This window comes from Sulfuricella sp., from assembly GCA_041651995.1.
Taxonomy (GTDB): Bacteria; Pseudomonadota; Gammaproteobacteria; order Burkholderiales; family Sulfuricellaceae; genus Sulfurimicrobium.
Window position 1 is genome coordinate 223,513 of the sequence record JBAZID010000001.1, and the last position, 24,221, is coordinate 247,733.

Sequence of the window (24,221 nt, forward strand, 5' to 3'; positions counted from 1 at the left end):
GCATGGATAAGGAACTGCGCCAGCACCGCGATGCCATCGACGCCATCGACGACGAGATGCTCAAGCTCATCAACGACCGCGCCCGGCATGCCCAGGCCATCGGCGCGCTCAAGGGCGGCGGGCTGGTCTACCGCCCCGAGCGCGAGGCGCAGATATTGCGCCGGGTGAAGGAAAACAATCCCGGCCCGCTGGCGGGAGAATCGGTCGCCAAGCTGTTCCGCGAAATCATGTCCGCCTGCCTGGCGCTGGAAAAACCGCTCAAGGTGGCCTTTCTCGGGCCCGAGGGCACCTTCACCCAGGCCGCGGCGGTCAAGCATTTCGGCCACGCCGCACAAACGGACGCCTGCGCTTCTATCGACGAGGTGTTCCGCAACGTCGAGGCCTGCACGGCCGATTACGGCGTGGTGCCGGTGGAGAATTCCACCGGCGGCGCGGTGGGCACCACGCTGGACCTGCTGCTGGAATCCCCGCTCAAGGTGTGCGGCGAGGTCGACCTGCGCGTACACCAGTTTCTGCTGCGCAAGCCCGGCGCCACGGCCAAGACGGTCAAGGTCTATTCCCATGCCCAGTCCCTTGCCCAGTGCCATGAGTGGCTCAACCAGCACCTGCCCGGGGCGGAACGCATTCCGGTGGTAAGCAATGCCAAGGCGGCAAAACTGGCGGCCGAGGACGAGAACGCCGCTGCCATTGCCGGTGAGGCCGCAGCCGAGGTTTACGGCCTGGAAAAAGTGGCGGAGAACATTGAGGACGAGCCCAACAACACCACCCGCTTCCTGGTGATCGCCGGGCATGACGCGGCCCCTTCGGGCAAGGACAAGACTTCCCTGGTGCTGTCTTCGAAAAACATGCCCGGCGCCGTCTACGAACTGCTGGCGCCGCTCGCCCATCACGGCGTCAGCATGAGCAAGCTGGAATCCCGGCCTTCGCGCACCGGCCTGTGGGAATACATGTTTTTTGTCGATATCGAGGGCCACCACCAGGACGAAAAAGTCGCCAGGGCGCTGCTGGAATTGCGCGACAAAGCTGCCTTCCTGAAGATTCTCGGCTCCTACCCGGCCGCTGTCCTGTAAAGGCCACCATGGAACTCTGTAACCTTTCACCCTCCTACGTGCGCGCCATTGCGCCCTACCAGCCCGGCAAACCGATCGCCGAGCTGGCGCGGGAAATGCACCTGGCGGAAGAAGACATCGTCAAGCTCGCGTCCAACGAGAACCCGCTCGGCGCCAGCCCGCGCGCCCTGGCCGCGATGGAAAACGTGCTGATGGAAATCGCGCGCTACCCGGACGGCAACGGCTTCCTGCTCAAATCGGCGCTGGCGGAAAAATACGCCGTGGCGCTGAACCAGATCGTGCTCGGCAACGGCTCCAACGACCTGCTGGAACTGGCTGCGCGCGCCTTCCTCGCGCCCGGCACTTCCGCCATCTATTCGCAGTACGCCTTTGCCGTCTATCCGCTGGCCACCCAGGCTGCCGGCGCGCGCGGCATCGAAACCCCGGCGCGCGAACATGGCCACGATCTCAAGGCCATGCTGGAAGCGATTGGCGACGATACGCGCGTCATCTTCATCGCCAATCCCAACAACCCCACCGGCACGCTGCTGGGCAGCGCGGAGCTGGAGCACTTCCTCGGCCAGGTTCCCCACACCGTGCTGGTGGTGCTGGACGAGGCCTATACCGAATACCTGCCTGAAGCAGAGCGCAGCAACTCGATAGCCTGGCTGAAAAAATACCCCAACCTGCTCATCACCCGTACTTTTTCCAAGGCCTATGGGCTGGCCGGCCTGCGCGTCGGCTTCGCGCTGGCCCACCCGGAAGTGGTGGACCTGCTCAACCGCGTGCGCCAGCCCTTCAACGTCAACTGCATGGCGCAGGCAGCCGCGGTGGCGGCGATGCAGGACGAAGCGTTTCTGGCGGAATGCGTGGAGATCAACCGCAAGGGCATGGAGCAGATCACCGCCGGCCTCGGTCGCCTGGGCTTGAGCCATATCCCGTCCGCGGGCAATTTCGTGGCAGTCAAGGTAGGCAATGCGGCCGCCATCAACCATAGCCTGCTGAAACAGGGCGTCATCGTGCGCCCCATTGCCAACTACGGCATGGCGGAATACCTGCGCGTCAGCATCGGCCTGGAAGCGGAGAATGCCCGATTCCTGCAGGCACTCGAACATTCACTCGCGGCACTTGATTGAATAGTGCATAACCGAACCCAAGTTATAACGAATACAGCTAACGGAGAAACAAAATGATCATCGTCATGAACAATGGCGCCACAGAAGAACAAATCGAGGGCGTCGTCAAAAAAATCCACGAATCGGGCCTCGAAGTCAATATTTCACGCGGCACGGAACGCACCGTGATCGGCGCCATCGGCAACGAGCGCAAGCTGGATCAGGAGCTGATCGACGCCCTGCCCGGCGTGGAACAGTCCATGCACATCGTCAAACCCTACAAGATCGTGGCACGCGAATGGCACAAACAGGATTCGGTTATCGACATCAAGGGAATCAAGCTGGGCGGCAACCAGGTGCAGATCATCGCCGGCCCGTGCTCGGTGGAAACCCAGCCGCAGATGGATGCCGCAGCCCAATACGTCCATGAAGCCGGTTGCCGCCTGATGCGCGGCGGCGCCTTCAAGCCCCGCACCAGCCCCTACGCTTTTCAGGGCCACGGCGAGGAAGGCCTGACCATGTTCCGCAAGGCCGCGGAACGCTACAACCTGCCCATGGTCACCGAGTTGATGGATGCCCGCCAACTGGAAACTTTCATGAAACACGATGTGGACGTGATCCAGATCGGCACCCGCAGCATGCAGAACTTCGATCTGCTCAAGGAAGTCGGCAAGGTCAACAAACCGGTGATTCTCAAGCGCGGCATGTCCGCCACCATTTCCGAGTGGCTCATGGCAGCGGAATACATCGCCGCCGGCGGCAACCACAACATCATCTTCTGCGAACGCGGCATCCGCACCTTTGAAACCTACTACCGCAACGTGCTGGACGTCACCGCGATTCCAGTTTTGAAAAAGGAAACCCATCTGCCAGTCATCGTCGACCCCTCCCATGCCGGCGGCAAGGCGTGGATGGTGCCAGCCCTGTCGCGTGCCGCCATTGCCGCGGGCGCGGACGGCCTGCTGGTGGAAATGCACCCGGCCCCGTGTGAAGCCTGGTGTGACGCCGACCAGGCCCTCACCCCGCAGGAACTGAAAGACCTGATGGGCACGCTGGGCTTGATTGCCAACGCGATCGGGCGGACCATCTAAAAATGAACCACGGAGTGCACGGAGCACACAGAGAAAATCTTTTCCAGTCTCCGTGCCCTCCGTGCCCTCCGTGGTTAATCGCTTCTAAATGATCAACAAACTCGTCATCATCGGTGTCGGCCTGATCGGCGGCTCGCTGGCGCTGGCCTTGCGCCAGGCCGGTGCCGTCGGGGAGATCGTCGGCGTCGGGCGCAGCCGGGAAAACCTCGAAACCGCGCGCACGCTTGGCATCATCGACCGGATTGAAACCAGCCTGGCCGCTGCCGCGCATGAGGCCGACGTGATTGTGCTGGCCGTGCCGGTTGCCGCCATGCAGCCGACCATGCAGGAACTCTCGCCCCATCTGGCGCCCGGCACCATCGTGACCGATGCCGGCAGCACCAAGCGCGATGTCATCGCCTGCGCCCGGCAGCATCTGCCGGAGCATCTGAGCCGTTTCATTCCCGGGCACCCCATCGCCGGCGCAGAAAAGAGCGGCGCCGCCGCGGCCTTTGCCGATCTGTTCCAGGGTCGTAATGTCGTGGTTACGCCTCTGCCTGAAAACGATGCCGAAGCCGTGTCCCGGATTGCCCGCATGTGGCAGACCTGCGGCGCCATCGTCAACACCATGCCTGCGCAAAAGCATGACGAGATTTTCGCCGCAGTCTCCCATCTTCCCCATCTGCTGTCTTTTGCCCTGGTGGAAGACATCGCCTTCCGCGCCAATGCCAGGGAGCTGTTCAGCTATGCGGCGGGCGGATTCCGCGACTTCACCCGGATAGCCGGCAGCCACCCGGAAATGTGGCGCGACATCTGCCTGGCCAACCGGGATGCGCTGATCCGGGAAATCGACACCTACCAGTCCCAGCTCGACCGCCTGCGCGGCATGCTGGAACAGGGTGACGGCAAAGCACTGGAAGAAGTATTCGGCCACGCCCGCACCGCCCGCGCCGAATGGCTGGCCGGCAAGGAGTAGGATGGGTTGAGCGCAGCGAAACCCATCCTGCATGCCATTCCCGATAACGCAACCGATGGGTTTCGCTGCGCTCAACCCATCCTACGATAAGCTCATCACGACATGGAATACCTCGATCTCTCTCCCATCGCCCGCGTCAGCGGCAGCATCACCCTGCCCGGCTCAAAAAGCATTTCCAACCGCACCCTGCTGCTGGCCGCGCTGGCCGAAGGGGTGACCGAGGTCAAGGCACTGCTGGCGTCCGACGACACCGGCCACATGCTGGAAGCACTGAAGAAGCTCGGCGTGCAATGGGAACAGCACGGCGCCAGCCGCGACTATCGCGTGCACGGCGTGGGCGGCGCGTTTCCCGTCAAAAGTGCCGCCCTGTTCCTGGGCAATGCCGGCACCGCCTTCCGCCCGCTGACTGCCGTCCTGGCCCTGTGCCAGGGCGACTACCAGCTCAGCGGCGTGGCGCGCATGCACGAGCGCCCCATCGGCGACCTGGTGGACGGCCTGCGCCAGCTCGGCGCCGATATCCGCTATCTCGGCAACGAAGGCTTCCCGCCGCTGAACATCAAGCCGGCCAACCCTCTCCCTAACCCTCTCCCGCAAGCGGGAGAGGGAACCAAGACCCCCTCCCCCGCTTCCGGGGGAGGGCTGGGGAGAGGGCTAGTCAAAATTCGCGGCAATGTCTCCAGCCAGTTCCTCACCGCGCTGCTGATGGCTGCGCCGCTGGCCGGGCAGGACGTGAACATCGAAGTGATCGGCGAACTGATTTCCAAGCCCTACATCGAAATCACACTCAACCTGATGCGCCGTTTCGGCGTCGAAGTGGAGCGCCAGGGCTGGCAGGTGTTCACCATCCGCGCCGGGCAGAAATACACCAGTCCGGGCGAGATTCATGTCGAAGGCGATGCCTCCAGCGCCTCCTACTTCCTCGCCGCCGGAGCCATCGGCAAAGGCCCGGTGCGCGTCGAGGGCGTGGGCAGGACCAGCATCCAGGGCGACGTGCGCTTTGCCGAAGCCTTGGAACAGATGGGCGCCACCATCACGATGGGCGACAACTGGATCGAATCCAGCGGCACGGGCAAACTCCGGGCCATCGACCTCGACTGCAACCACATCCCCGACGCCGCCATGACCCTGGCGGTAGCCGCCCTGTTCGCCGACGGCACCACCACCCTGCGCAACATCGCCAGCTGGCGCGTCAAGGAAACCGACCGCATCGTTGCCATGGCAAACGAATTGCGTAAGGTCGGCGCGACTGTGGAGGAAGGTCCGGACTTTATCCGCGTCACCCCCCCCGCCACCCTGACGCCGAATGCAGTCATCGACACCTATGACGACCACCGCATGGCGATGTGTTTTGGGCTGATCTCGCTAGGCGGTGTGCCGGTGCGCATCAACGACCCGAAGTGCGTGGCCAAGACCTTCCCGGACTACTTCAACAGCCTGCAATCCATTGCCCATAATTCTTGAGCCACAAATGCACCACTCCTCACTCCTCACTCCTCACCCCTCACCCATTCCCGTCATCGCCATCGACGGTCCCTCCGCTTCGGGCAAGGGCACCGTTGCCGCACTGGTAGCAAAAGAACTGGGATTTCACTATCTCGACAGCGGCGCCATTTACCGCGTTACCGCCCTGGCGGCGCTGCGCGCCGGCATCGCCCTGGAGGACGAAGCCGCACTGGCTCAGCTCGCCAGCCAGCTCGATGTGCGTTTCGACAATGGCGAAATCTGGCTCGCCGGTGAAAAAGTGGGCGATGACGTGCGTTCCGAGGCCTCCGGCAATGCAGCTTCCCGCATCGCTACACTGCCCCGCCTGCGCCAGGCCTTGCTGGAGTTCCAGCGCAGCTTCCGCACGGCGCCAGGCCTGGTGGCGGATGGACGCGACATGGGCTCGGTAGTGTTTCCTGACGCCACGCTCAAAATTTTCCTCACCGCCAGCGCCGAGGTTAGAGCGGAACGGCGCTATAAACAGTTGATGGGAAAAGGAATGCATGCTAATCTTTCGCAGATTTTGCAGGATCTGCAACAACGCGATGCGCGCGACAGTGCCCGTAGTGTTGCCCCCCTGCAGAAATTTGCGGATGCCCACCTGCTTGAAACCAGTTCTATCAACATCGCCGAAGCGGTGACCGAAGTTCTGGCGCAATATCAGGATAGCGTCCGTCAGGCGTCATGAATTTAGGTTTTGCGGAATTCTAAGCGGCGCGTTTATCGGCTTGAAAGCCGAACCAGACGCGCCGTTTTATCTTTTTGTAAATACTGCCGATTCTGACAATCAACAACTTGCCCCGTGGCTCATTACGGGTTAGTGGATTTTATTTTTTATGACTACTGCTGCTCCTGCCTCCTCCGAAAGTTTTGCCGCCCTGTTTGAAGAAAGCCTGCAACGCCAGGAAATGCGTTCAGGTGAACTGATTACCGCTGAAGTCGTGTCCGTGGACAACGACGTGGTGATCGTCAATGCCGGCCTCAAGTCCGAAAGCGTGATCGACGCCAACGAATTCAAGAACGACCTGGGCGAAATCGAAGTTCAGCCTGGCGATTTCGTCAGCGTTTGCATCGAAGCCATGGAAGACGGCTACGGTTCGACCAAACTGTCGCGCGAAAAAGCCAAGCGCATGGCCGCCTGGAACGACCTCGACAAGGCAATGGAAGAAGGCACACTGGTCAGCGGCGTCATCAGCGGCTCCGTCAAGGGTGGCCTGACCGTCACCGTGAACGGCATCCGCGCCTTCCTGCCCGGCTCGCTGGTGGACATCCGCCCGGTCAAGGACACCACGCCCTACCAGGGCAAGCAGATGGAATTCAAGGTCATCAAGCTCGACCGCAAGCGCAACAACGTGGTGGTATCGCGCCGTGCCGTGCTGGAAGCCAGCCAGGGCGCCGAGCGTCAGGCTCTGCTGGAAAACCTGAAAGAAGGCGCAGTGGTCAAGGGCATCGTCAAGAACATCACCGACTACGGCGCATTCGTGGATCTGGGCGGCATCGACGGCCTGCTGCACATCACCGACCTGGCCTGGCGCCGCGTCAAGCATCCTTCCGAAGTCCTCACCGTGGGTGACGAAGTGGAAGCCAAGATTCTCAAGTTCGACCAGGAAAAGAACCGCGTCTCCCTGGGCATCAAGCAACTGGGCGACGACCCATGGGTCAACCTGTCGCGCCGCTACCCGCAAGGCACCCGCATGTTCGGCAAGGTTACCAACCTCACCGACTACGGTGCATTCGTGGAAATCGAGCAGGGCATCGAAGGCCTGGTACACGTTTCCGAAATGGACTGGACCAACAAGAACGTACACCCCGCCAAGGTTGTGAGCCTGGGTGACGAAGTCGAAGTCATGATTCTGGAAATCGACGAAGAGCGCCGCCGTATCTCCCTGGGCATGAAGCAATGCAAACCGAATCCCTGGGACGAATTTGCCGCTGGCCAGAAGAAGGGCAACAAAGTTCAGGGCCAGATCAAGTCGATCACCGACTTCGGCATCTTCATCGGCCTGCCTGGTGGCATCGATGGCCTGGTACACCTGTCCGACCTGTCCTGGAACATGCCGGGTGAAGAAGCCGTGCGCAACTACAAGAAAGGCGACGAAGTGGAAGCCGTGGTGCTGGCCATCGACGCCGAGAAAGAGCGCATCTCCCTGGGCATCAAGCAGATGGATGGCGACCCCTTCTCCAACTATGTTTCCACCCATGACAAGGGCGACATCGTCAATGGCACGGTCAAGACCATTGACGCCAAAGGCGCGGTCATCGCACTGGACGGCGAAGTGGAAGGCTACCTGCGCGCCTCTGAAGTTTCCCGTGATCGCGTTGAAGATATTCGCAGCCACCTGAAGGAAGGCGACGAAGTCGAGACCAAGATCATCAGCGTGGACCGCAAGAACCGTAACATCAGCCTGTCCATCAAGGCCAAGGACATGGCGGATGAAACCGACGCAATGAGCAAAATGGCCAGCGAGCAAAGTGCGGCCAGCGCCGGTACCACCAACCTGGGTGCCCTGCTGAAAGCCAAGCTGGACAATAAAAACAGCGGTCAGTAACAATCGGGTAAATCCGGCTGGGGTTCGCCCTGGCCGGACCGTCCTCGCAGGGAAAACTCATGACCAAGTCAGAATTGATTAATAAGCTGGCGGCTCGCTACCCCCAGCTTGTAGCAAAAGACGCAGAGCTTGCGGTCAAGACTGTACTCGAAGCCATGGCGACCAGCCTGGCCCAGGGTGAACGCATAGAAATTCGCGGGTTTGGCAGCTTCAGTCTGAACTACCGCCCGCCACGCGTCGGGCGCAATCCAAAAACCGGCGGCAAGGTAAGTGTGCCGGAAAAATATGTCCCCCACTTCAAGGCAGGCAAAGAACTGCGTGAACGTGTGGACTACCCGGAATAAAGTAATTTCCCGGCTCCTGACCGGTCAGCCAATATGGCGGCATAATCGCAAGATCATGCCGCTTTTTTCTTGATGAAGATTTAAGACATGCGTTATTTGTCCTTGATTTCTGGCATTGCACTATTTCTGCTGGCCCTCGGTTTTGCTTTCAAGAACAGCAATAGCATCACCATGCATTATTTTCTTGGCTATCAGTGGCAAGCGCCGCTGGCGCTGATCCTGGTGACGGCATTCAGCCTTGGCGCGGCATCCGGCATTGCCGCGACGCTCGGACTGGTATTCAGACAGCGGCGCGAAATCCAGAAATTGCGGCGAGAAGCCAAGGCTCTCTCGCAGACCTTCACAACCACCACCCTGGACGCCCCCGTCCAGCCCAACCCCTAGGGCAAGCTGACGATGGAATTCGAATTCTGGTGGCTACTGGCGCTCCCCCTGTTCTTTAGCCTCGGCTGGCTGGCCGCACGGATTGACATCAAACATCTGCAGTCCGAATCCCGCCGCCTTCCGGCTTCCTATTTCAGGGGGCTGAACTTTCTCCTCAACGAACAGCAGGACAAGGCGATCGAGTCTTTCATTGAAGTTGTGCGCGCCGATCCGGAAACCGTGGAACTTCATTTCGCCCTCGGCAGCCTGTTTCGCCGCCGCGGAGAAATCGAACGCGCCATCCGCATGCACCAGACCCTGGTTGACCGCACGGGGCTGGACAGCGAAAAAAGACTTAGCGCAAGCTTCGAACTGGGCCAGGACTATCTGAAAGCGGGGCTGCTGGATCGTGCCGAGCAAATTTTCAGCGACTTGCGCCAAACAGCCTACGCCGAACAGGCGCTCAAGTTTTTACTGGAAATTTATGAAACCGAACGGGACTGGAATAACGCCATTGCCATTGCGGGACAACTGAGTGCGACATCGCCCACTTCTTTCAACAAGGAAATTGCGCAATTTTTCTGCGAGCTGGCAGCAAATGAAACCGCCCAGAGCAATCCGGATGCCGCTCGCGCTCACCTCAACCAGGCATTGCAAAGTTCCCGTAGCTGTGCCCGCGCAAATATCATGCTGGGCGACCTGGAAGCACAGGCGGGACGCCATGCAGAGGCCATTCAGTTCTGGAAGCGAATCGAAACCCAGAACCCGGAATACCTGACGCTCACCGCTGCAAAACTGCTCGACAATTACCGTACGCTGGGACAAAGCAACGAAGCCCTGATTCTGCTGCGCGGCTATCTGACCCATCATACTTCCATCGATTTGCTCAATACCACATTCCAGGCCGTGCTTGAACTTGAGGGCCCGCGCGCCGCCTATGAGCTGGTTCGCGACGAGTTGCGCCGCAACCCCAGCCTGCTGGGACTGGACAAGCTGCTGGAAGCTGCGCTGCTGGATGCCCCAGCCGAGCGCAGGCAGGACATTTCACTGGTAAAAAATCTGATTCACCAGCACAGCCTGCGCCTCGCCCTCTACCGCTGCGAAAGCTGCGGCTTCAAGGCACGGCTTTTTCACTGGCGCTGCCCCGCCTGCGGTGGCTGGGAAACACTGCCACCCAAGCGCAAGGAAGATCAGGACACTCCATCATGACAAACGCGCAACAAATCACAGACCCCAGAATCATTGTCGCACTGGATTACTCCAGCGCCGCAGCCGCATCGCAACTGGTGGCGCGCCTCGACCCCACCCTGTGCAAACTCAAGGTGGGCAAGGAACTGTTTACCGCGGCCGGCCCGGCCTGGGTGGAGCAACTTGTCAGCCAGGGATATGGCGTTTTTCTCGATCTCAAATTCCATGATATTCCCCATACCGTCGCCCAGGCATGCAAGGCTGCGGCCGGCCTCGGCGTATGGATGGTCAATGTTCATGCCCTTGGTGGCCGTGCTATGATGAACGCCGCGCGCGAAGCGCTGGAAAGCGTGCCGCAGCGGCCCAAGCTGATCGCGGTCACGGTACTGACCAGCATGGGTTCAAGCGACCTGGCCGATTTGGGAATCAGCGAGGAACCGCAGCAACTGGTGCGCCGCCTGGCCGCACTGGCCCATGATTGCCATCTCGACGGCGTGGTCTGTTCGGCGCAGGAAGCGGCCATGTTGCGGCAGGAACTGGGCGCGGGGTTCTGTCTGGTTACGCCCGGCATACGCCCGGCCAGCGCCAGCCAGGACGACCAGAAACGCATCATGACACCGGCCGATGCGCTGCGCGCGGGCGCGCACTATCTGGTGATCGGACGCCCCATCACCCAGGCAGCAGATCCCTTGCAGGCATTGCAGGCGATCGGACAAGAGATTGCAAACATTGGAGAACTGAAGTGAAAGTCAGCATTATTGGAACCGGCTATGTCGGACTGGTGACCGGCACCTGCCTGGCGGAAGTGGGCAATGACGTGGTGTGCCTGGATCTGGATGAACGCAAGATCGGCATGCTCAAACAGGGCCAGATCCCCATTTACGAACCCGGCCTGGAAGACATGGTTCAGCGCAACCAGGCTGCCGGGCGCCTGCGCTTCACCACTGATGTCGCGGAAAGCGCCGCCCATGGCGTGATCCAGTTCATCGCCGTGGGCACGCCGCCGGACGAGGACGGTTCCGCCGATCTGCAATATGTGGTCGCTGCGGCCCGCGCCATCGGCCAGCACATGAACGAATACAAGGTCATAGTCGACAAGTCCACCGTGCCGGTCGGTACCGCCGACAAGGTGCGCGCCGCGGTGCAGGAAGAACTGCAGAAACGCGCTTCGGGCCTCGATTTCAGCGTGGTTTCCAATCCCGAATTCCTCAAGGAAGGCGCTGCGGTGGAAGACTTCATGCGCCCTGACCGCATCGTGGTCGGCACCGACAATGCCAAGGCGACGGAACTGATGCGCGCCCTCTACGCCCCGTTCCAGCGCAACCACGAACGCCTGATCGTGATGGACGTCAAATCCGCCGAGCTGACCAAGTACGCCGCCAACGCCATGCTGGCAACGCGCATCTCGTTCATGAACGAGCTTGCCAACCTGGCGGAAATCCTTGGTGCCGACATCGAACATGTACGTCACGGCATCGGATCCGACCCGCGCATCGGCTACCACTTCCTCTACCCCGGTTGCGGCTACGGCGGCTCCTGCTTCCCCAAGGACGTGCAGGCGCTGCAACGTACCTCGCGTGCCAACGGACTGGAGCTGCAGGTATTGAAAGCAGTGGAAGATGCCAACGACCTGCAAAAGCACATCCTGCTCAAGAAAATCACCGAGCGCTTCGGCAACGATCTGTCCGGCAAGCGTTTCGCGCTCTGGGGCCTGGCATTCAAGCCCAACACCGACGACATGCGCGAGGCGCCCAGCCGCGTGCTGATCGAAGGCCTGTGGCAGCGTGGCGCCACGGTTGCCGCCTACGACCCGGCGGCGATGGAAGAAACCCACCGCATCTATGGCGACGACAAACGCCTCACCCTGTGCGACTCGCCCATGGCAACCATGGTCGGGGCCGACGCGCTGGCTATTGCCACGGAATGGAAAGTATTCCGCGCCCCGGACTTTGCCGCCATCAAGTCCAGCCTGAAAAACCCGGTCATTTTCGATGGCCGCAACCTGTACGAGCCGAAAGCGGTACGCGAACAGGGGTTGGAATATTTCCCGATTGGACGGCTGTAAAAGGTGAGGGTCCCGCTTGCGCGGGATTCCGACTTTCTTCGCGATACATCGCGTGAAAGATCGTATATGAGGAGTGAAGAGTGAGGAGTGAGGAGCTAAAACGCGCTCGCGTCCTGGTGGTCGGCGACGTCATGCTCGACCGCTACTGGTTCGGCGAGGTCAGCCGCATCTCGCCGGAAGCGCCGGTGCCGGTGGTGCATGTCGGCAAGACCGAGGAGCGCCCTGGTGGCGCGGCCAACGTGGCGCGCAATGCCGCTGCCCTGGGCGCGCAGGTGGCGCTGCTCTCGGTGGCGGGCACCGACGAAGCGGGTGACTGCCTGGCCCGGCTGCTGGAGCATGAGAATATCAAGGTGGTGCTGCACCGCGATGCGGAACTCGACACCACCATCAAGCTGCGCGTCATTGGCCGCCAGCAGCAGTTGCTGCGCATTGATTTCGAAACCTGGCCGGGCCACGAGGTGCTGCAGAACAAGCTGGCCGATTTCGAACGCATGCTGGCGGACTCCGACGTGGTGATCCTTTCCGATTACGGCAAGGGCGGCCTGACGCACATCCGGCGCATGATCGAACTGGCCCGTGCTTGCGGCAAACCGGTTCTGGTGGACCCCAAGGGGGAAGACTACGAGCGCTACCGCGGCGCCACCCTGCTGACGCCCAACCGCAGCGAATTCAGGCAGGTCGCGGGCAGCTGGCACAACGAGGAAGAACTGACGCGCAAGGCCCAGGCCCTGCGCAGCCAGCTTGACCTTGCCGCCCTGCTGGTCACGCGCAGCGAGGAAGGCATGACGCTGTACCGCGAAGGAGAGACTTTGCACGAACCCACCCAGGCGCGCGAAGTATTCGACGTCAGCGGCGCCGGGGATACGGTAATCGCCACCCTCGGCACCATGCTCGCTGCCGGGGCGGATTTGCCAGAAGCGGTGCAGCTCGCCAACCGCGCCGCCGGCATCGTGGTCGGCAAGCTGGGCACGGCGGTGGTGAGTCACGAGGAATTGTTTGGATGAAAACATTTAACCACGGAGCGCACGGAGAACACGGAGATTGCATGTCAGTGAAATTGGGCGTTAATTTCTCCGTGCCCTCCGTGCGCCGTGGTTCATATTATTGAATAAGGAAGAATCATGTACACCATCGTCACCGGCGCCATGGGATTCATCGGCGCCAATATCGTCAAGGCCCTCAATGATCGCGGCGAGACCAACATCATCGCGGTGGACAACCTGAAGAAGGCCGACAAGTTCAAGAATCTGGTGGACTGCGAAATTGCCGATTACATGGACAAGGAAGATTTCCTCGACGCCGTACTGGACGGGGCGTTCGACGACTCCATGACAGCCGTGTTCCACGAGGGCGCCTGCTCCGACACCATGGAAACCGACGGCCGCTACATGATGGAGAACAACTACCGTTATTCCATCACCCTGCTGGAACACTGCCAGAACGAGGAAATTCCTTTCCTCTACGCCTCATCCGCCAGCGTCTACGGCGGCGGCAGCATTTTCAGCGAGTCGCGCGAACACGAAAGCCCGCTCAACGTCTACGGCTATTCCAAGTTCCTGTTCGATCAGTACGTGCGCCGGATGTGGGAAGAAAAAACCGGCCAGATCGTGGGCTTCCGCTACTTCAACGTGTACGGCCCGCGCGAGCAGCACAAGGGGCGCATGGCCTCGGTCGCCTTCCATTTCTTCAACCAGTACCAGGCCGAGGGCAAGGTCAAGCTGTTCGAGGGCTGCGAAGGCTATGGCCACGGCGAGCAGCGGCGCGATTTCGTGTCGGTTGAGGACGTGGTCAAGATCAACATGTGGTTCCTCGACCACCCGGACCAGTCCGGCATTTTCAACCTCGGCACCGGCCGCAGCCAGGCTTTCAACGACGTTGCCGTGGCCGCCGTCAACGCCTGCCGCAAGGCAAAAGGCGAAGCCTCGCTGACCCTGGAGCAATTGCAGCAGCAGGGCATCATCGAATATGTCACCTTCCCGGAAGCGCTCAAGGGCAAGTACCAGAGCTTCACCCAGGCCGATATCTCGGCCCTGCGCCAGGCCGGGTACGAAACCCCGCTCTACACCGTGGAACAGGGTGTGGAACGCTACGTCGAGCACCTGCTGAAACAGCGCTGAGCACCTCAACCCGGCGGGAGCCTCAGATTGAAAAGATTCCTGATCGTTTTGCTGGCCTGCCTGGCTTTCATGGGCACGGCACGGGCAGGCGTGCTGGTGGATCTCAACAGCGCCACCCAGGCGCAGCTCGAATCGGTGAAAGGCATCGGCCCGGCGAAAGCCCGGGCCATCATCGACTACCGCCGCAAGATGGGGCCGTTCCGCAACGTGGACGACCTGAAAAAAGTGACTGGATTCGGCCCAAAAACCGTTGCCAGGATGCGTGCCGAACTCACTGTCAGCAAAGCCAGCGCAGCCGCGCTGAGGTCCGACGGAAAAAACGTGCATAATAAGCAACCATGATTTCCTCGAGAAGCATTCCAGCGTGAATTCGGCCCGCTTCGCTTTCATCCCGCCCTGGCTTGATCCACTACGCGCGATTGCCGTGGCCATGTTCGACAGCAACGGCGACATCATCGAGGCCAACGAAGGATTTCGCTTTAGCCTGACGCCCGGAACAAGCGAGAACGTGGCACATCGCCTTGTCGAACCGTCGCTCGACCAACTGGTGAAAATGCAGCCGGACGAAACAGGCCTGCTTTACACCGGACTGATCACCCTCAATATCGGACAGGGCTTGACCCGGGCCTTTGCCGGTTCGATTTTCCGCCGCAACCAGTTATTCATGCTCGCAGCGGAACTGGACATCTCCGCTTTCGAGTCTCTCAGCAGCGAAAACGAGCGCCTCAACCAGGAACTGGAAGAAAACCGCAAACTGCTCTCCAGGCGCAACCACACCTTGCAGAAAATGAAAGAGGAAGTTGAAGCCATCAAGCGCAATGACGGGCTTACCGGCCTGGCCAACCTGAAGCTGCTCGATTCGCGCGTGAACGAGGAAATCCTCCGCTGGGAGCGCTACCGCCGCCCGCTTGCCCTGGTGTTGCTGGACCTGGACAACTTTGACAGCATCAATGACCAGTTCGGGCGGAAAACCGGCGACGAACTGCTACAGCATGTGGCCACCATCCTTAACGGCGCGACCAGGACCCTGGACCTGGTCGCGCGCTATGGCGGCCAGGAATTTGCCGTGTTGCTGCCGGAAACCAATGAAATGGGTGCCATGATCGTGGCCGAGCGTCTGCGCATGGATATGGAATCCCTGCTCATCCTGCCACTGCTGCGCCCCCTCACCGCGAGTTTCGGCGTTGCCCTGCTGCAACCGGACGAAAAGCGTGAAACCTACTACGCCCGTGCCGGGCGCGCGGTAAAACATGCCAAGGAACATGGCAAGAATTGCATCGCCATGGCCGGGATAGATGCCGAACTCGACCATCTCTACCAGAATACTGCCAGGGAGCAGGAGCCTCCAGTGCAAACATAGCAATGCGCGCTTAATTATTTCTGAAAGAATGGATCAACATGAATTTCAAAACCATTGAAGATTTTGTCGGCAACACCCCGCTGGTCAGGCTCAAACGCATCCCCGGCAACACCTCGAACACTATCCTGGTCAAACTTGAAGGCAACAATCCGGCGGGGTCGGTAAAAGACCGCCCGGCCCTGTCCATGATCATGCGCGCCGAGGCACGAGGTGAAATCAGGCCCGGCGACACCCTGATCGAGGCCACCAGCGGCAACACCGGCATCGCCCTGGCGATGGCGGCGGCAATGCGCGGCTACAAAATGGTGCTGGTAATGCCGGAACACATGAGCATGGAGCGGCGTCAGGTGATGCGCGCCTTTGGCGCCGAGATTGTGCTTACACCACGGGAAGGCAGCATGGAAGCGGCCATCGATACCGCTCACCGGCTCCGGGACGAAGGCAGGGGTATCATCCTCGACCAGTTTTCCAACCCCGACAACCCGCTCGCACACTACGAGGGCACCGGCCCGGAAATCTGGCGCGACACGGAGGGGAAAATCACCCATTTCGTCAGCAGCATGGGCACCACCGGCACCATCATGGGCTGCTCGCGCTATCTCAAGGAACAGAATCCGGATATCCGGATCATCGGAGCCCAACCGGCGGCGGGCTCGCAGATTCCGGGCATTCGCAAATGGCCGTCGGAATACCTGCCCAGCATCTGCGATTTCAGCCTGGTGGACCAGATCATCGAAGTCCACCAGAACGCGGCGGAAGACATGACTCGCCGCCTCGCCAGGGAGGAAGGTATTTTTGCCGGTATCTCGTCGGGCGGCGCGCTGGCGGCGGCACTCGAAGTATCCGCCCAGGCCGAGAACGCCATCATCGTTTCCATCGTCTGCGACCGGGGTGACCGCTACCTCTCCACCGGCATCTTTCCCGCCTGACGCATGAACCTGCTCAAAGCCCTCGCCGCCGTTGGCGGCATGACCCTGCTGTCGCGTATTCTCGGCTTCCTGCGCGACGCCATCATCGCCCGCGCCTTCGGTGCAGGGATCGCAACCGACGCCTTTTTCGTCGCCTTCAAGCTGCCCAACCTGCTGCGCCGTCTGTTCGCCGAGGGCGCCTTCTCCCAGGCCTTCGTGCCCATCCTGGCCGAGTACAAGACACGCCGCGGCCACGATGCCACGCGCGACCTGGTGGATCATGTCGCCACCCTGCTGGCGCTGATCCTGCTGGGCGTGAGCGTCATCGGCATTCTCGCCGCGCCAGTGGTGATCTGGATCAGCGCGCCCGGCTTTGCCGCCACGCCGGAGAAATTCGACCTCACCGTGCAAATGCTGCGCTGGATCTTCCCCTACATCTTCTTCATCTCGCTGGTATCTCTGGCGGGCGGCATCCTCAACACCTACAGCAAATTCTCCGTGCCCGCTTTCACCCCGGTGCTGCTCAACCTCTCCTTCATCGGCTGCGCGCTGTGGCTCGCGCCTTACCTGCATCCGCCGGTGATGGCGCTGGCGGCGGCGGTACTGCTCGGCGGCGTGCTGCAGCTTGGCTTTCAGCTCCCTTTTCTGGCCAGAATCGGTCTCTTGCCGCGCTTCCGCCTGAACCTGAAAGACGAAGGCGTATGGCGCATCCTGAAACTGATGGGCCCAGCGGTGTTCGGCGTCTCCATCGCCCAGATCAGCCTGCTGATCAACACCATCTTCGCCTCCTTCCTCGAAACCGGCAGCGTGTCCTGGCTCTATTACGCCGACCGCCTGATGGAATTCCCCACCGGCATGCTGGGCGTGGCGCTCGGCACCATCCTGCTGCCCTCGCTGGCCAAGCATTACTCCGACGACTCTCCCGAAAAGTTCTCCAGCCTGCTCGACTGGGGGCTGCGCCTGACCCTGATGCTGGCCCTGCCCGCGGCACTGGCGCTGGCGATGCTGGCGGTGCCGCTGATTTCAACGCTGTTTTATTATGGCAAATTTTCCGCCCACGACCTGTGGATGACGCGCGAGGCGCTGGTCGCCTACAGCGCCGGCCTGCTCGGCCTGATCATGGTGAAGGTGCTGGCCCCGGGATTCTATGCGCGGCAGAACATCCGCACCCCGGTCAAGATCGCAATTTTCACCCTGTTCGCCACCCAGCTCATGAACCTCGCCTTCGTCTGGAAACTCCAGCACGCCGGGCTGGCGCTGGCCATTGGCCTGGGTGCCTGCCTCAATGCCGGCCTGCTGTACTACCATCTGCGCAAGCACAGGATTTACCAGCCCCAGCCCGGCTGGACCGCCTTCCTTTTCCGGGTCGCCATCGCCCTGGCGGTCATGGCCGCCACCCTGTGGTTCGCCATGGGCCCGGAAGCCGCCTGGCTAGGCGGCAGCATCGTAACCCGGGCGCTGCACCTGGGATGGGTGGTCATTGCCGGGGCAAGCGCCTATTTCGCGGCGCTGTGGCTGGTGGGGGTAAAGCCCCGGGATTTCGTGAAACGCGGGGCGGAATAGCGGGGGAAACCGCGGAATCACGTCCGCCGGGGGGGCCGGGTGAATCGCTCCCTCGCCTTGCCGCCACCCATATTTATGGGTATGATGAATTGTCTTTCCCCTAAAATATCCGGCCATGAAAACCACCATTGAAATACCCGACGATCTCTTTCGTCAGGCCAAGGCGGCAGCCGTTGCCCGTGGCATGACTTTGAAGCAGTTGATCACCGGAGCAGTAGTGCACGAGCTGGGCCAGGCCGTGGACATAGACGACCAGGCAACCGCACGCCAGCGGGCGCTGCGCTTTGCCGCTGAAATCGGGCGTCTGGCACAGGACAACGCAACCGACTGGAAGTGCGGCAAACCGGCCATGCAACAGCTTTTTGAAGACCGCAGTGCTCGCAATTATTGACGCTTCCGTGCTCGTTTCCGCATTCAAGGCGGATGAAGAGCAGCACGCAACAAGCCTGGAATTCCTGCGCGTGGCGATTGAACGCAGTGTGCATCTTTGCGCACCCGCCATCCTGTTTCCCGAAATGGCGGCGGCCTTTTCCCGCCCGGGCAGGAATTCGCCGCTTGCTTCCCGGATAATGGAGCAAATCCGGGTCTGGACACCTATCCGCATCTACCCGGTTGACGAATCGTTGGCGCTGGCAGCGGAGCACGTCGCGCTGGAATGTTTCATCCGGGGCGCCGATGCAATCTATGCCGCGCTGGCGAACCAGCTGGGAGCTCCACTGGTATCCTGGGACAGGGAACTTCTGGCGCGCGCGCCGGCAGGCGCCCATGCCATGACACCGGAAAACTGGCTAAGCGAGCGTTGACCGGCCCCATTTCCTTTTTCCTGACAGAATCAACCCGAATTTTTCATAAATAAAATGCTGAAAATCTACAACACCCTCGCCCGCGCCAAGCAGGACTTCATCCCCATCGAACCCGGCAAGGCCCGCATGTATGTGTGCGGCATGACGGTGTACGACTATTGCCACCTCGGCCATGCCCGGGTGCTGGTGGTGTTCGACATGATCCAGCGCTGGCTCGGGGCGGAAGGGCTGGACGTCACTTATGTGCGCAACATCACCGACATCGACGACAAGATCATCCGGCGTGCCGCCGAAAACGGCGAGGACATTTCCGCGCTGACGGGGCGCTTCATTGCCGCCATGGACGAGGATGCCGCCGCGCTGGGGGTGCAGAAGCCGGCGCACGAACCGCGCGCCACCCAGTACGTGCCGGGCATGATCGCGATGATTTCGCAGCTGATCGCAAACCAGCTGGCTTATGTCGCGGACAATGGCGACGTGTGCTATGCGGTGCATGCCTTTCCCGGCTACGGCAAGCTTTCGGGCAAGTCGCTGGACGACCTGCGCGCCGGGGAACGGGTGGACGTGGCGGCAGGCAAGCGCGACCCGCTTGATTTTGTGCTGTGGAAATCGGCCAAGCCCGGCGAACCAAACTGGGATTCGCCGTGGGGACCGGGACGGCCGGGCTGGCACATCGAGTGCTCGGTGATGAGCGACGCGCTGCTGGGTGAACATTTCGATATCCACGGTGGCGGCGCGGACCTGCAGTTCCCGCACCACGAGAACGAGATTGCCCAGTCCGAGGGCGCGCACGGCCACCAGCACGTCAACTACTGGATTCACAACGGCTTCGTGCGGATCGACAACGAGAAGATGTCGAAGTCGCTGGGCAACTTCTTCACCATCCGCGAAGTGCTGCAGAAATACGATCCGGAAGTGGTGCGCTTCTTCATCCTGCGCGCCCATTACCGCAGCCCGCTGAACTACTCCGACCAGCACCTGGACGATGCCAGAGGCGCGCTGACGCGGCTTTATACCGCGCTCAGCAACACCCCTCCTCACTCCTCACTCCTTACTCCTCACCAAGTAGACTGGAGCGACCCTTTTGCAGCCAAGTTTCGGGCAGCAATGGAGGACGATTTCAACACGCCCGAGGCCATTGCCGAACTTTTTGATTTGGCGACGGAAGCCAACAAATCCGGCGACCCCGTGAACACTGCACTGCTGAAGTCGCTAGGCGGAGTACTGGGCCTGCTGCAGCGCGACCCCAGCGAGTTCCTGCAAGGCGGCCTGGGTGGTGAATCCGGCAGCGGCTTAACGCCACAGGAGATCGAGGAGCAGATTGCCGCCCGTGCTGAAGCTCGCAAAACACGGAATTTCGCCGAGTCGGATCGCATCCGCGACAATCTCCTGCAGGCTGGCATCGTCCTCGAAGACAAGCCCGGTGGCGAGACCTTGTGGCGTCGCGCCTGAAGCGTCAGAAAATTCCATCGTTCAGGCCGCCTTCTGACCCATGAAGTGACGCGCGTAACGCTGGTTCAGGCGCGCCAGTGGCAGCAGCACCAGCACATCGGCGGTATTGAAATCGGGATCCCAGGCCGGCTCGCCGCAAATATAGGCGCCGGTACGCAGATAACCCTTGATCAGCGGCGGCATGGGCGGGTTCAGGTCGCGGTTGAGGGCATCCAGCGGCAGCGGGTGACGCGGAAACACGCGCCACTCCACCGGGCACATGTTGTCCACGCTGATGCGGTGATACAGGCTCGCGGCGCTGTGACCGCCGTCCGCCATGCTGATGCTGGCGCAGCCAATCAGATAGTCGTAACCCCGGGTGATCATGTACTCAGCCAGGCCGGCCCACAGCAGGGTGATCGCGGCGCCGCTGCGGTAATCGGGATGCACGCAGGAGCGGCCGACTTCCGCCATGCGATCGCTGAGATGGGCGATGCGGGTCAGATCGAATTCGCTCTGGGAATAGAAACCGCCGATTTTCTTCGCCTGCTCCGGGCTCAGGATGCGGTAGGTGCCGACCACTTCGTTGCTGTCGCTATCGCGCACCAGCAGGTGGTCGCAGTAGGGGTCGAACATATCCTGATCAACGCCGGCCTTGCGGGTAGGCAGACGCGCCCCCATCTCCTCGGCGAAGACCTTATAGCGCAGGCGCTGCGCTTCCTCGATATCGGCTTCACTCCGGGCAAAGCAGTAAAACAACTTGGCCTCGCGGCGCTTCACCACTTCTGTCTGTTGACTCAGCAACATCTCGTTCTCTCCTCTCCAATTTTGTATGAGCGAACGATAAACAGAGGCAGTGACAGATAAGTGACAGCCAGCTTAAGTTTTTGTGACCGGGCAAAAAAGGCATTTCAGCGCCAAGGACGCAAAGGTTCGCAAGGGAACACCATTTATGAATGGCCTCGCCAGCCAGGCCGCTCATATATTCAAGCACTCGAATTCCTTTGCGCCCCTTTGCGTCCTTTGCGGTTCAATGGTTTTTTAAGGGTAAAATGGCATCCATGCAAACCGCCCCCAGCATCACCTCCCACCGCAAATACTGGGCCAAACGCTTCGGCACCGCGCCTTTCCTGCCCACCTCGCGCGCGGAGATGGACGCGCTTGGCTGGGACAGCTGCGACATCATCATCGTCACCGGCGACGCCTACATCGACCACCCCAGCTTCGGCATGGCGCTGGTGGGGCGGCTGCTGGAGGACCAGGGCTTCCGCGTCGGCATCCTCAGCCAGCCCGACTGGCACGGCCCGGCGGCCTTCAAGCAGCTGGGCAAGCCCAACCTGTTCTTCGGCGTCACCGCCGGCAACATGGATTCCATGGTCAACCGCTACACCTCGGACCGCAAGATCCGCTCCGACGACGCCTACACCGCCAACGCAGAGCCCAACAAACGTCCCGACCGCGCGGTGATCGTCTATTCGCAGCGCTGCCGCGAGGCCTATCCCAAGGCCAATATCGTGGTCGGCAGCATCGAGGCCAGCTTGCGCCGTATCGCCCATTACGACTACTGGTCGGACAAGGTACGACGCTCGGTGCTGCCCGATTCCAAGGCAGACATGCTGATCTACGGCAACGCCGAGCGCGCGCTGGTGGATCTTTCCCACCGCCTCGCTGCCGGGGAAGCGATCGCCGACATCACCGACCTGCGCGGCACCGCCTTCATGCGCAAGGAAATACCCGAGGGCTGGACGGAGATGGATTCGAGCCATCTCGACATGCCGGGGCCAGTGGCGGCGCATCCCAATCCTTACGACGAAAAACCAAGCCCAACCCCTCCCGGCCTCCCAACCCCCCCATCCCCCCTTATCAGGGGGGGGTGGACCGGGGAGGAGAAAACCGTCGCCTCCCCCCTGACAAGGGGGGATCGAGGGGGGTTAGGGGTTGAAGCACCCATGCACTTCCACCCCAAGCCCAAACTCGACCGCACCCACACCTTCGTCCGCATCCCCTCCTACGAACAGGTCAAGGACGACGCAGTGCTCTACGCCCATGCCTCGCGCATCCTGCATCTCGAATCCAACCCTGGCAACGCGCGCGCCCTGGTGCAGGGGCATGGCGAGCGCGAGGTGTGGCTCAACCCGCCGCCGCTTCCGCTCACCACGGCGGAAATGGACCACGTCTACGGCCTGCCCTACGCCCGCCGCCCGCACCCGTCCTATGGCGAGGCGCGCATCCCGGCCTTCGAGATGATCCGCTTCTCGATCAACATCATGCGCGGCTGCTTCGGCGGCTGCACTTTCTGCTCCATCACCGAGCACGAGGGGCGCATCATCCAGAGCCGCTCGGAAGCCTCGATCCTGCACGAGATCGAGGAAATCCGCGACAAGACGCCGGGCTTCACCGGGACGATTTCCGACCTGGGCGGCCCGACCGCCAACATGTACCGGCTCAAGTGCCGCGACCCGAAAATCGAATCCGCCTGCCGCCGCCTGTCCTGCGTGTTCCCGGACATCTGCGTCAACATGGGCACCGACCACGGCCCGCTGGTGCAGCTCTACCGCAAGGCACGCGCCATTCCCGGCGTCAAGCGCGTGCTGATCGGCTCCGGCGTGCGCTACGACCTGGCGGTGAAAAGCCCGGAATACGTCAGGGAACTGGTGACCCACCACGTCGGCGGCTACCTCAAGATCGCCCCCGAGCACACCGAACCCGGCCCGCTGTCGAAAATGATGAAGCCGGGCATCGGCACCTATGACAAGTTCAAGGCGATGTTCGAGAAGTTTTCCAAGGAAGCGGGCAAGGAACAGTACCTCATCCCCTACTTCATCGCCGCCCACCCCGGCACCACCGACGAGGACATGCTCAACCTGGCGCTATGGCTCAAGGCCAACGGCTTCCGCCCGGACCAGGTACAGGCATTCCTGCCCACCCCGATGGCGCTGGCCTCGACCATGTACCACACCCATCGCAACCCGCTGAAGAAAGTCACGCGAAAGAGCGAGGAAGTGCCCATTCCCATGGGCGAGCGCCAGCGCCGCCTGCACAAGGCTTTCCTGCGCTACCACGATGCCAACAACTGGCCGCTGCTGCGCGAAGCCCTGAAGCGCATGGGGCGCAGCGACCTGATCGGCAACGGCAAGCGGCACCTGGTGCCGCACTGGCAACCCGCCGGCACCGGGATCGCAGCGGAAGGCACGCGCCGCCCCGGCCAGCAGGCTCAGGCGGCGAAAAAGCCTACGCCTGCCACAGCGCGTCCACGTGCTGCCGCAAAGCCGGCAAAACGTCCTGCTCGAACCAGGGGTTGAGTGCAAACCAGCGCTGATTGCGCGGGCTGGGATGCGGCAGGGGAAGAAATTCCGGCAGGTATTCCTGCCAGGCCTGCACCGTGGCGCCAAGGGTCTTTTGGGCATGCTTGCCGAGGTAATAGGCCTGCGCGTAGCTGCCGATCAACAAGGTCAGCCGCACCTGCGGCAACTGGGCACGCAACTGCGGGTGCCACAGCGGCGCGCATTCCGGGCGCGGCGGCAGGTCGCCATTGGCGCCGGTACCCGGATAGCAGAAAGCCGCCGGGATGATGGCGATGCGTTGCTCGTTGTAAAACTCCTCGCGCGACATGTTCAGCCACAGACGCAAGCGATCTCCGGAAGGATCGTTCCACGGAATCCCCGACTCATGTACCCGCCGCCCCGGCGCCTGCCCCACGATCATCAGCCGCGCGCTGCCAGCCGCACGCAGAACCGGCTTCGGCCCGAGCGGCAGATGCGCCTCGCACAAGCGGCAGGCGCGGATTTTTTCCAGTAAATTATCAAGACTCATGGGGAGCGAGGTTAATGTGGCTTGC

24 protein-coding genes are annotated in these 24,221 nt (G+C 61.4%); 22 read left to right on the forward strand and 2 right to left on the reverse strand.

Annotated features, from left to right (window positions below):
* Positions 1 to 2 precede the first annotated feature (2 nt).
* The 21 genes from pheA to cysS all read left to right on the forward strand — a co-directional run bounded on the left by pheA (position 3) and on the right by cysS (position 20,404).
* Entirely contained in the window at positions 3 to 1,070 is a 1,068-nt protein-coding gene (gene pheA, locus WC392_01020; GenBank protein MFA5240934.1) for a prephenate dehydratase, read from the forward strand.
* Positions 1,071 to 1,078: 8 nt separating this feature from the next.
* Positions 1,079 to 2,185 (forward strand): histidinol-phosphate transaminase, encoded by a 1,107-nt coding sequence (gene hisC, locus WC392_01025; protein ID MFA5240935.1) that lies wholly within the window; start codon positions 1,079 to 1,081, stop codon positions 2,183 to 2,185.
* Positions 2,186 to 2,238: 53 nt separating this feature from the next.
* A complete protein-coding gene (aroF, locus tag WC392_01030) occupies positions 2,239 to 3,255 on the forward strand; it encodes a 3-deoxy-7-phosphoheptulonate synthase (GenBank protein ID MFA5240936.1) in 1,017 nt (338 codons plus the stop codon).
* 88 nt (positions 3,256 to 3,343) lie between these two features.
* Complete coding sequence (locus WC392_01035) at positions 3,344 to 4,210, forward strand: prephenate dehydrogenase/arogenate dehydrogenase family protein (protein ID MFA5240937.1); 867 nt, start codon at positions 3,344 to 3,346, stop codon at positions 4,208 to 4,210.
* A 102-nt stretch (positions 4,211 to 4,312) separates the two neighbouring features.
* The gene (gene aroA / locus WC392_01040; protein MFA5240938.1) at positions 4,313 to 5,671 is read left to right on the forward strand and encodes a 3-phosphoshikimate 1-carboxyvinyltransferase; all 1,359 of its coding nucleotides are present in this window, start codon (positions 4,313 to 4,315) and stop codon (positions 5,669 to 5,671) included.
* A gap of 7 nt (positions 5,672 to 5,678) precedes the next feature.
* On the forward strand, positions 5,679 to 6,380 hold the full coding sequence (gene cmk, locus WC392_01045; protein MFA5240939.1) for a (d)CMP kinase: 702 nt from the start codon (positions 5,679 to 5,681) through the stop codon (positions 6,378 to 6,380).
* 148 nt (positions 6,381 to 6,528) lie between these two features.
* Positions 6,529 to 8,241, forward strand: a complete 1,713-nt coding sequence (gene rpsA, locus WC392_01050) for a 30S ribosomal protein S1 (protein MFA5240940.1) — start codon at positions 6,529 to 6,531, stop codon at positions 8,239 to 8,241.
* A gap of 59 nt (positions 8,242 to 8,300) precedes the next feature.
* On the forward strand, positions 8,301 to 8,585 hold the full coding sequence (locus WC392_01055) for an integration host factor subunit beta (GenBank protein MFA5240941.1): 285 nt from the start codon (positions 8,301 to 8,303) through the stop codon (positions 8,583 to 8,585).
* Between the two features lie 87 nt (positions 8,586 to 8,672).
* A complete protein-coding gene (locus WC392_01060) occupies positions 8,673 to 8,969 on the forward strand; it encodes a LapA family protein (protein MFA5240942.1) in 297 nt (98 codons plus the stop codon).
* 12 nt (positions 8,970 to 8,981) lie between these two features.
* Complete coding sequence (gene lapB, locus WC392_01065) at positions 8,982 to 10,157, forward strand: lipopolysaccharide assembly protein LapB (protein ID MFA5240943.1); 1,176 nt, start codon at positions 8,982 to 8,984, stop codon at positions 10,155 to 10,157.
* Positions 10,154 to 10,882, forward strand: coding sequence for an orotidine-5'-phosphate decarboxylase (pyrF, locus tag WC392_01070; GenBank protein ID MFA5240944.1), 729 nt, complete (start codon positions 10,154 to 10,156; stop codon positions 10,880 to 10,882). Before lapB ends, pyrF begins: the two co-directional genes overlap by 4 nt.
* On the forward strand, positions 10,879 to 12,201 hold the full coding sequence (locus WC392_01075; GenBank protein MFA5240945.1) for a UDP-glucose/GDP-mannose dehydrogenase family protein: 1,323 nt from the start codon (positions 10,879 to 10,881) through the stop codon (positions 12,199 to 12,201). The genes pyrF and WC392_01075 overlap by 4 nt, the downstream gene beginning before the upstream one ends.
* A gap of 80 nt (positions 12,202 to 12,281) precedes the next feature.
* Complete coding sequence (gene rfaE1 / locus WC392_01080) at positions 12,282 to 13,205, forward strand: D-glycero-beta-D-manno-heptose-7-phosphate kinase (GenBank protein MFA5240946.1); 924 nt, start codon at positions 12,282 to 12,284, stop codon at positions 13,203 to 13,205.
* A gap of 117 nt (positions 13,206 to 13,322) precedes the next feature.
* The gene (rfaD, locus tag WC392_01085; GenBank protein MFA5240947.1) at positions 13,323 to 14,318 is read left to right on the forward strand and encodes an ADP-glyceromanno-heptose 6-epimerase; all 996 of its coding nucleotides are present in this window, start codon (positions 13,323 to 13,325) and stop codon (positions 14,316 to 14,318) included.
* 27 nt (positions 14,319 to 14,345) lie between these two features.
* On the forward strand, positions 14,346 to 14,660 hold the full coding sequence (locus tag WC392_01090; protein ID MFA5240948.1) for a ComEA family DNA-binding protein: 315 nt from the start codon (positions 14,346 to 14,348) through the stop codon (positions 14,658 to 14,660).
* 22 nt (positions 14,661 to 14,682) lie between these two features.
* Positions 14,683 to 15,678 carry a GGDEF domain-containing protein gene (locus WC392_01095; protein ID MFA5240949.1) on the forward strand — a complete coding sequence of 332 codons (996 nt, stop codon included), beginning with the start codon at positions 14,683 to 14,685 and terminating at the stop codon, positions 15,676 to 15,678.
* 38 nt (positions 15,679 to 15,716) lie between these two features.
* On the forward strand, positions 15,717 to 16,607 hold the full coding sequence (cysM, locus tag WC392_01100) for a cysteine synthase CysM (GenBank protein MFA5240950.1): 891 nt from the start codon (positions 15,717 to 15,719) through the stop codon (positions 16,605 to 16,607).
* A gap of 3 nt (positions 16,608 to 16,610) precedes the next feature.
* Positions 16,611 to 18,149: a murein biosynthesis integral membrane protein MurJ gene (murJ, locus tag WC392_01105; protein ID MFA5240951.1), complete on the forward strand. Its 1,539-nt coding sequence runs from the start codon at positions 16,611 to 16,613 to the stop codon at positions 18,147 to 18,149.
* Positions 18,150 to 18,264: 115 nt separating this feature from the next.
* Positions 18,265 to 18,540 (forward strand): hypothetical protein, encoded by a 276-nt coding sequence (locus WC392_01110; protein MFA5240952.1) that lies wholly within the window; start codon positions 18,265 to 18,267, stop codon positions 18,538 to 18,540.
* A complete protein-coding gene (locus WC392_01115; protein MFA5240953.1) occupies positions 18,524 to 18,952 on the forward strand; it encodes a type II toxin-antitoxin system VapC family toxin in 429 nt (142 codons plus the stop codon). Before WC392_01110 ends, WC392_01115 begins: the two co-directional genes overlap by 17 nt.
* Before the next feature lie 54 nt (positions 18,953 to 19,006).
* Positions 19,007 to 20,404, forward strand: a complete 1,398-nt coding sequence (gene cysS / locus WC392_01120; protein MFA5240954.1) for a cysteine--tRNA ligase — start codon at positions 19,007 to 19,009, stop codon at positions 20,402 to 20,404.
* Between the two features lie 21 nt (positions 20,405 to 20,425).
* Here cysS and WC392_01125 read toward each other — a convergent pair whose 3' ends face one another.
* A complete protein-coding gene (locus tag WC392_01125) occupies positions 20,426 to 21,190 on the reverse strand; it encodes a GNAT family N-acyltransferase (GenBank protein ID MFA5240955.1) in 765 nt (254 codons plus the stop codon).
* Between the two features lie 254 nt (positions 21,191 to 21,444).
* On the opposite strand from WC392_01125, the gene WC392_01130 reads away from it, so the two are divergent.
* Entirely contained in the window at positions 21,445 to 23,685 is a 2,241-nt protein-coding gene (locus tag WC392_01130) for a YgiQ family radical SAM protein (GenBank protein MFA5240956.1), read from the forward strand.
* Here the strand turns inward: WC392_01130 and WC392_01135 are convergent.
* Entirely contained in the window at positions 23,615 to 24,196 is a 582-nt protein-coding gene (locus WC392_01135; GenBank protein ID MFA5240957.1) for a uracil-DNA glycosylase family protein, read from the reverse strand. The two genes, WC392_01130 and WC392_01135, sit on opposite strands and share 71 nt — an antisense overlap.
* Between the last annotated feature and the right edge of the window lie 25 nt (positions 24,197 to 24,221).

Coding starts and splice junctions, on each gene's coding strand:
- aroF (MFA5240936.1), top strand. CDS start 2,239: ATGATCATCGTCATGAACAATGGCGCCACAGAAGAACAAATCGAGGGC.
- cysS (MFA5240954.1), top strand. CDS start 19,007: ATGCTGAAAATCTACAACACCCTCGCCCGCGCCAAGCAGGACTTCATC.
- cysM (MFA5240950.1), top strand. CDS start 15,717: ATGAATTTCAAAACCATTGAAGATTTTGTCGGCAACACCCCGCTGGTC.
- rpsA (MFA5240940.1), top strand. CDS start 6,529: ATGACTACTGCTGCTCCTGCCTCCTCCGAAAGTTTTGCCGCCCTGTTT.
- cmk (MFA5240939.1), top strand. CDS start 5,679: ATGCACCACTCCTCACTCCTCACTCCTCACCCCTCACCCATTCCCGTC.
- rfaD (MFA5240947.1), top strand. CDS start 13,323: ATGTACACCATCGTCACCGGCGCCATGGGATTCATCGGCGCCAATATC.
- murJ (MFA5240951.1), top strand. CDS start 16,611: ATGAACCTGCTCAAAGCCCTCGCCGCCGTTGGCGGCATGACCCTGCTG.
- aroA (MFA5240938.1), top strand. CDS start 4,313: ATGGAATACCTCGATCTCTCTCCCATCGCCCGCGTCAGCGGCAGCATC.
- WC392_01110 (MFA5240952.1), top strand. CDS start 18,265: ATGAAAACCACCATTGAAATACCCGACGATCTCTTTCGTCAGGCCAAG.
- WC392_01035 (MFA5240937.1), top strand. CDS start 3,344: ATGATCAACAAACTCGTCATCATCGGTGTCGGCCTGATCGGCGGCTCG.
- hisC (MFA5240935.1), top strand. CDS start 1,079: ATGGAACTCTGTAACCTTTCACCCTCCTACGTGCGCGCCATTGCGCCC.
- pyrF (MFA5240944.1), top strand. CDS start 10,154: ATGACAAACGCGCAACAAATCACAGACCCCAGAATCATTGTCGCACTG.
- WC392_01060 (MFA5240942.1), top strand. CDS start 8,673: ATGCGTTATTTGTCCTTGATTTCTGGCATTGCACTATTTCTGCTGGCC.
- pheA (MFA5240934.1), top strand. CDS start 3: ATGGATAAGGAACTGCGCCAGCACCGCGATGCCATCGACGCCATCGAC.
- WC392_01130 (MFA5240956.1), top strand. CDS start 21,445: ATGCAAACCGCCCCCAGCATCACCTCCCACCGCAAATACTGGGCCAAA.
- WC392_01125 (MFA5240955.1), bottom strand. CDS start 21,190: ATGTTGCTGAGTCAACAGACAGAAGTGGTGAAGCGCCGCGAGGCCAAG.
- WC392_01055 (MFA5240941.1), top strand. CDS start 8,301: ATGACCAAGTCAGAATTGATTAATAAGCTGGCGGCTCGCTACCCCCAG.
- WC392_01135 (MFA5240957.1), bottom strand. CDS start 24,196: ATGAGTCTTGATAATTTACTGGAAAAAATCCGCGCCTGCCGCTTGTGC.
- lapB (MFA5240943.1), top strand. CDS start 8,982: ATGGAATTCGAATTCTGGTGGCTACTGGCGCTCCCCCTGTTCTTTAGC.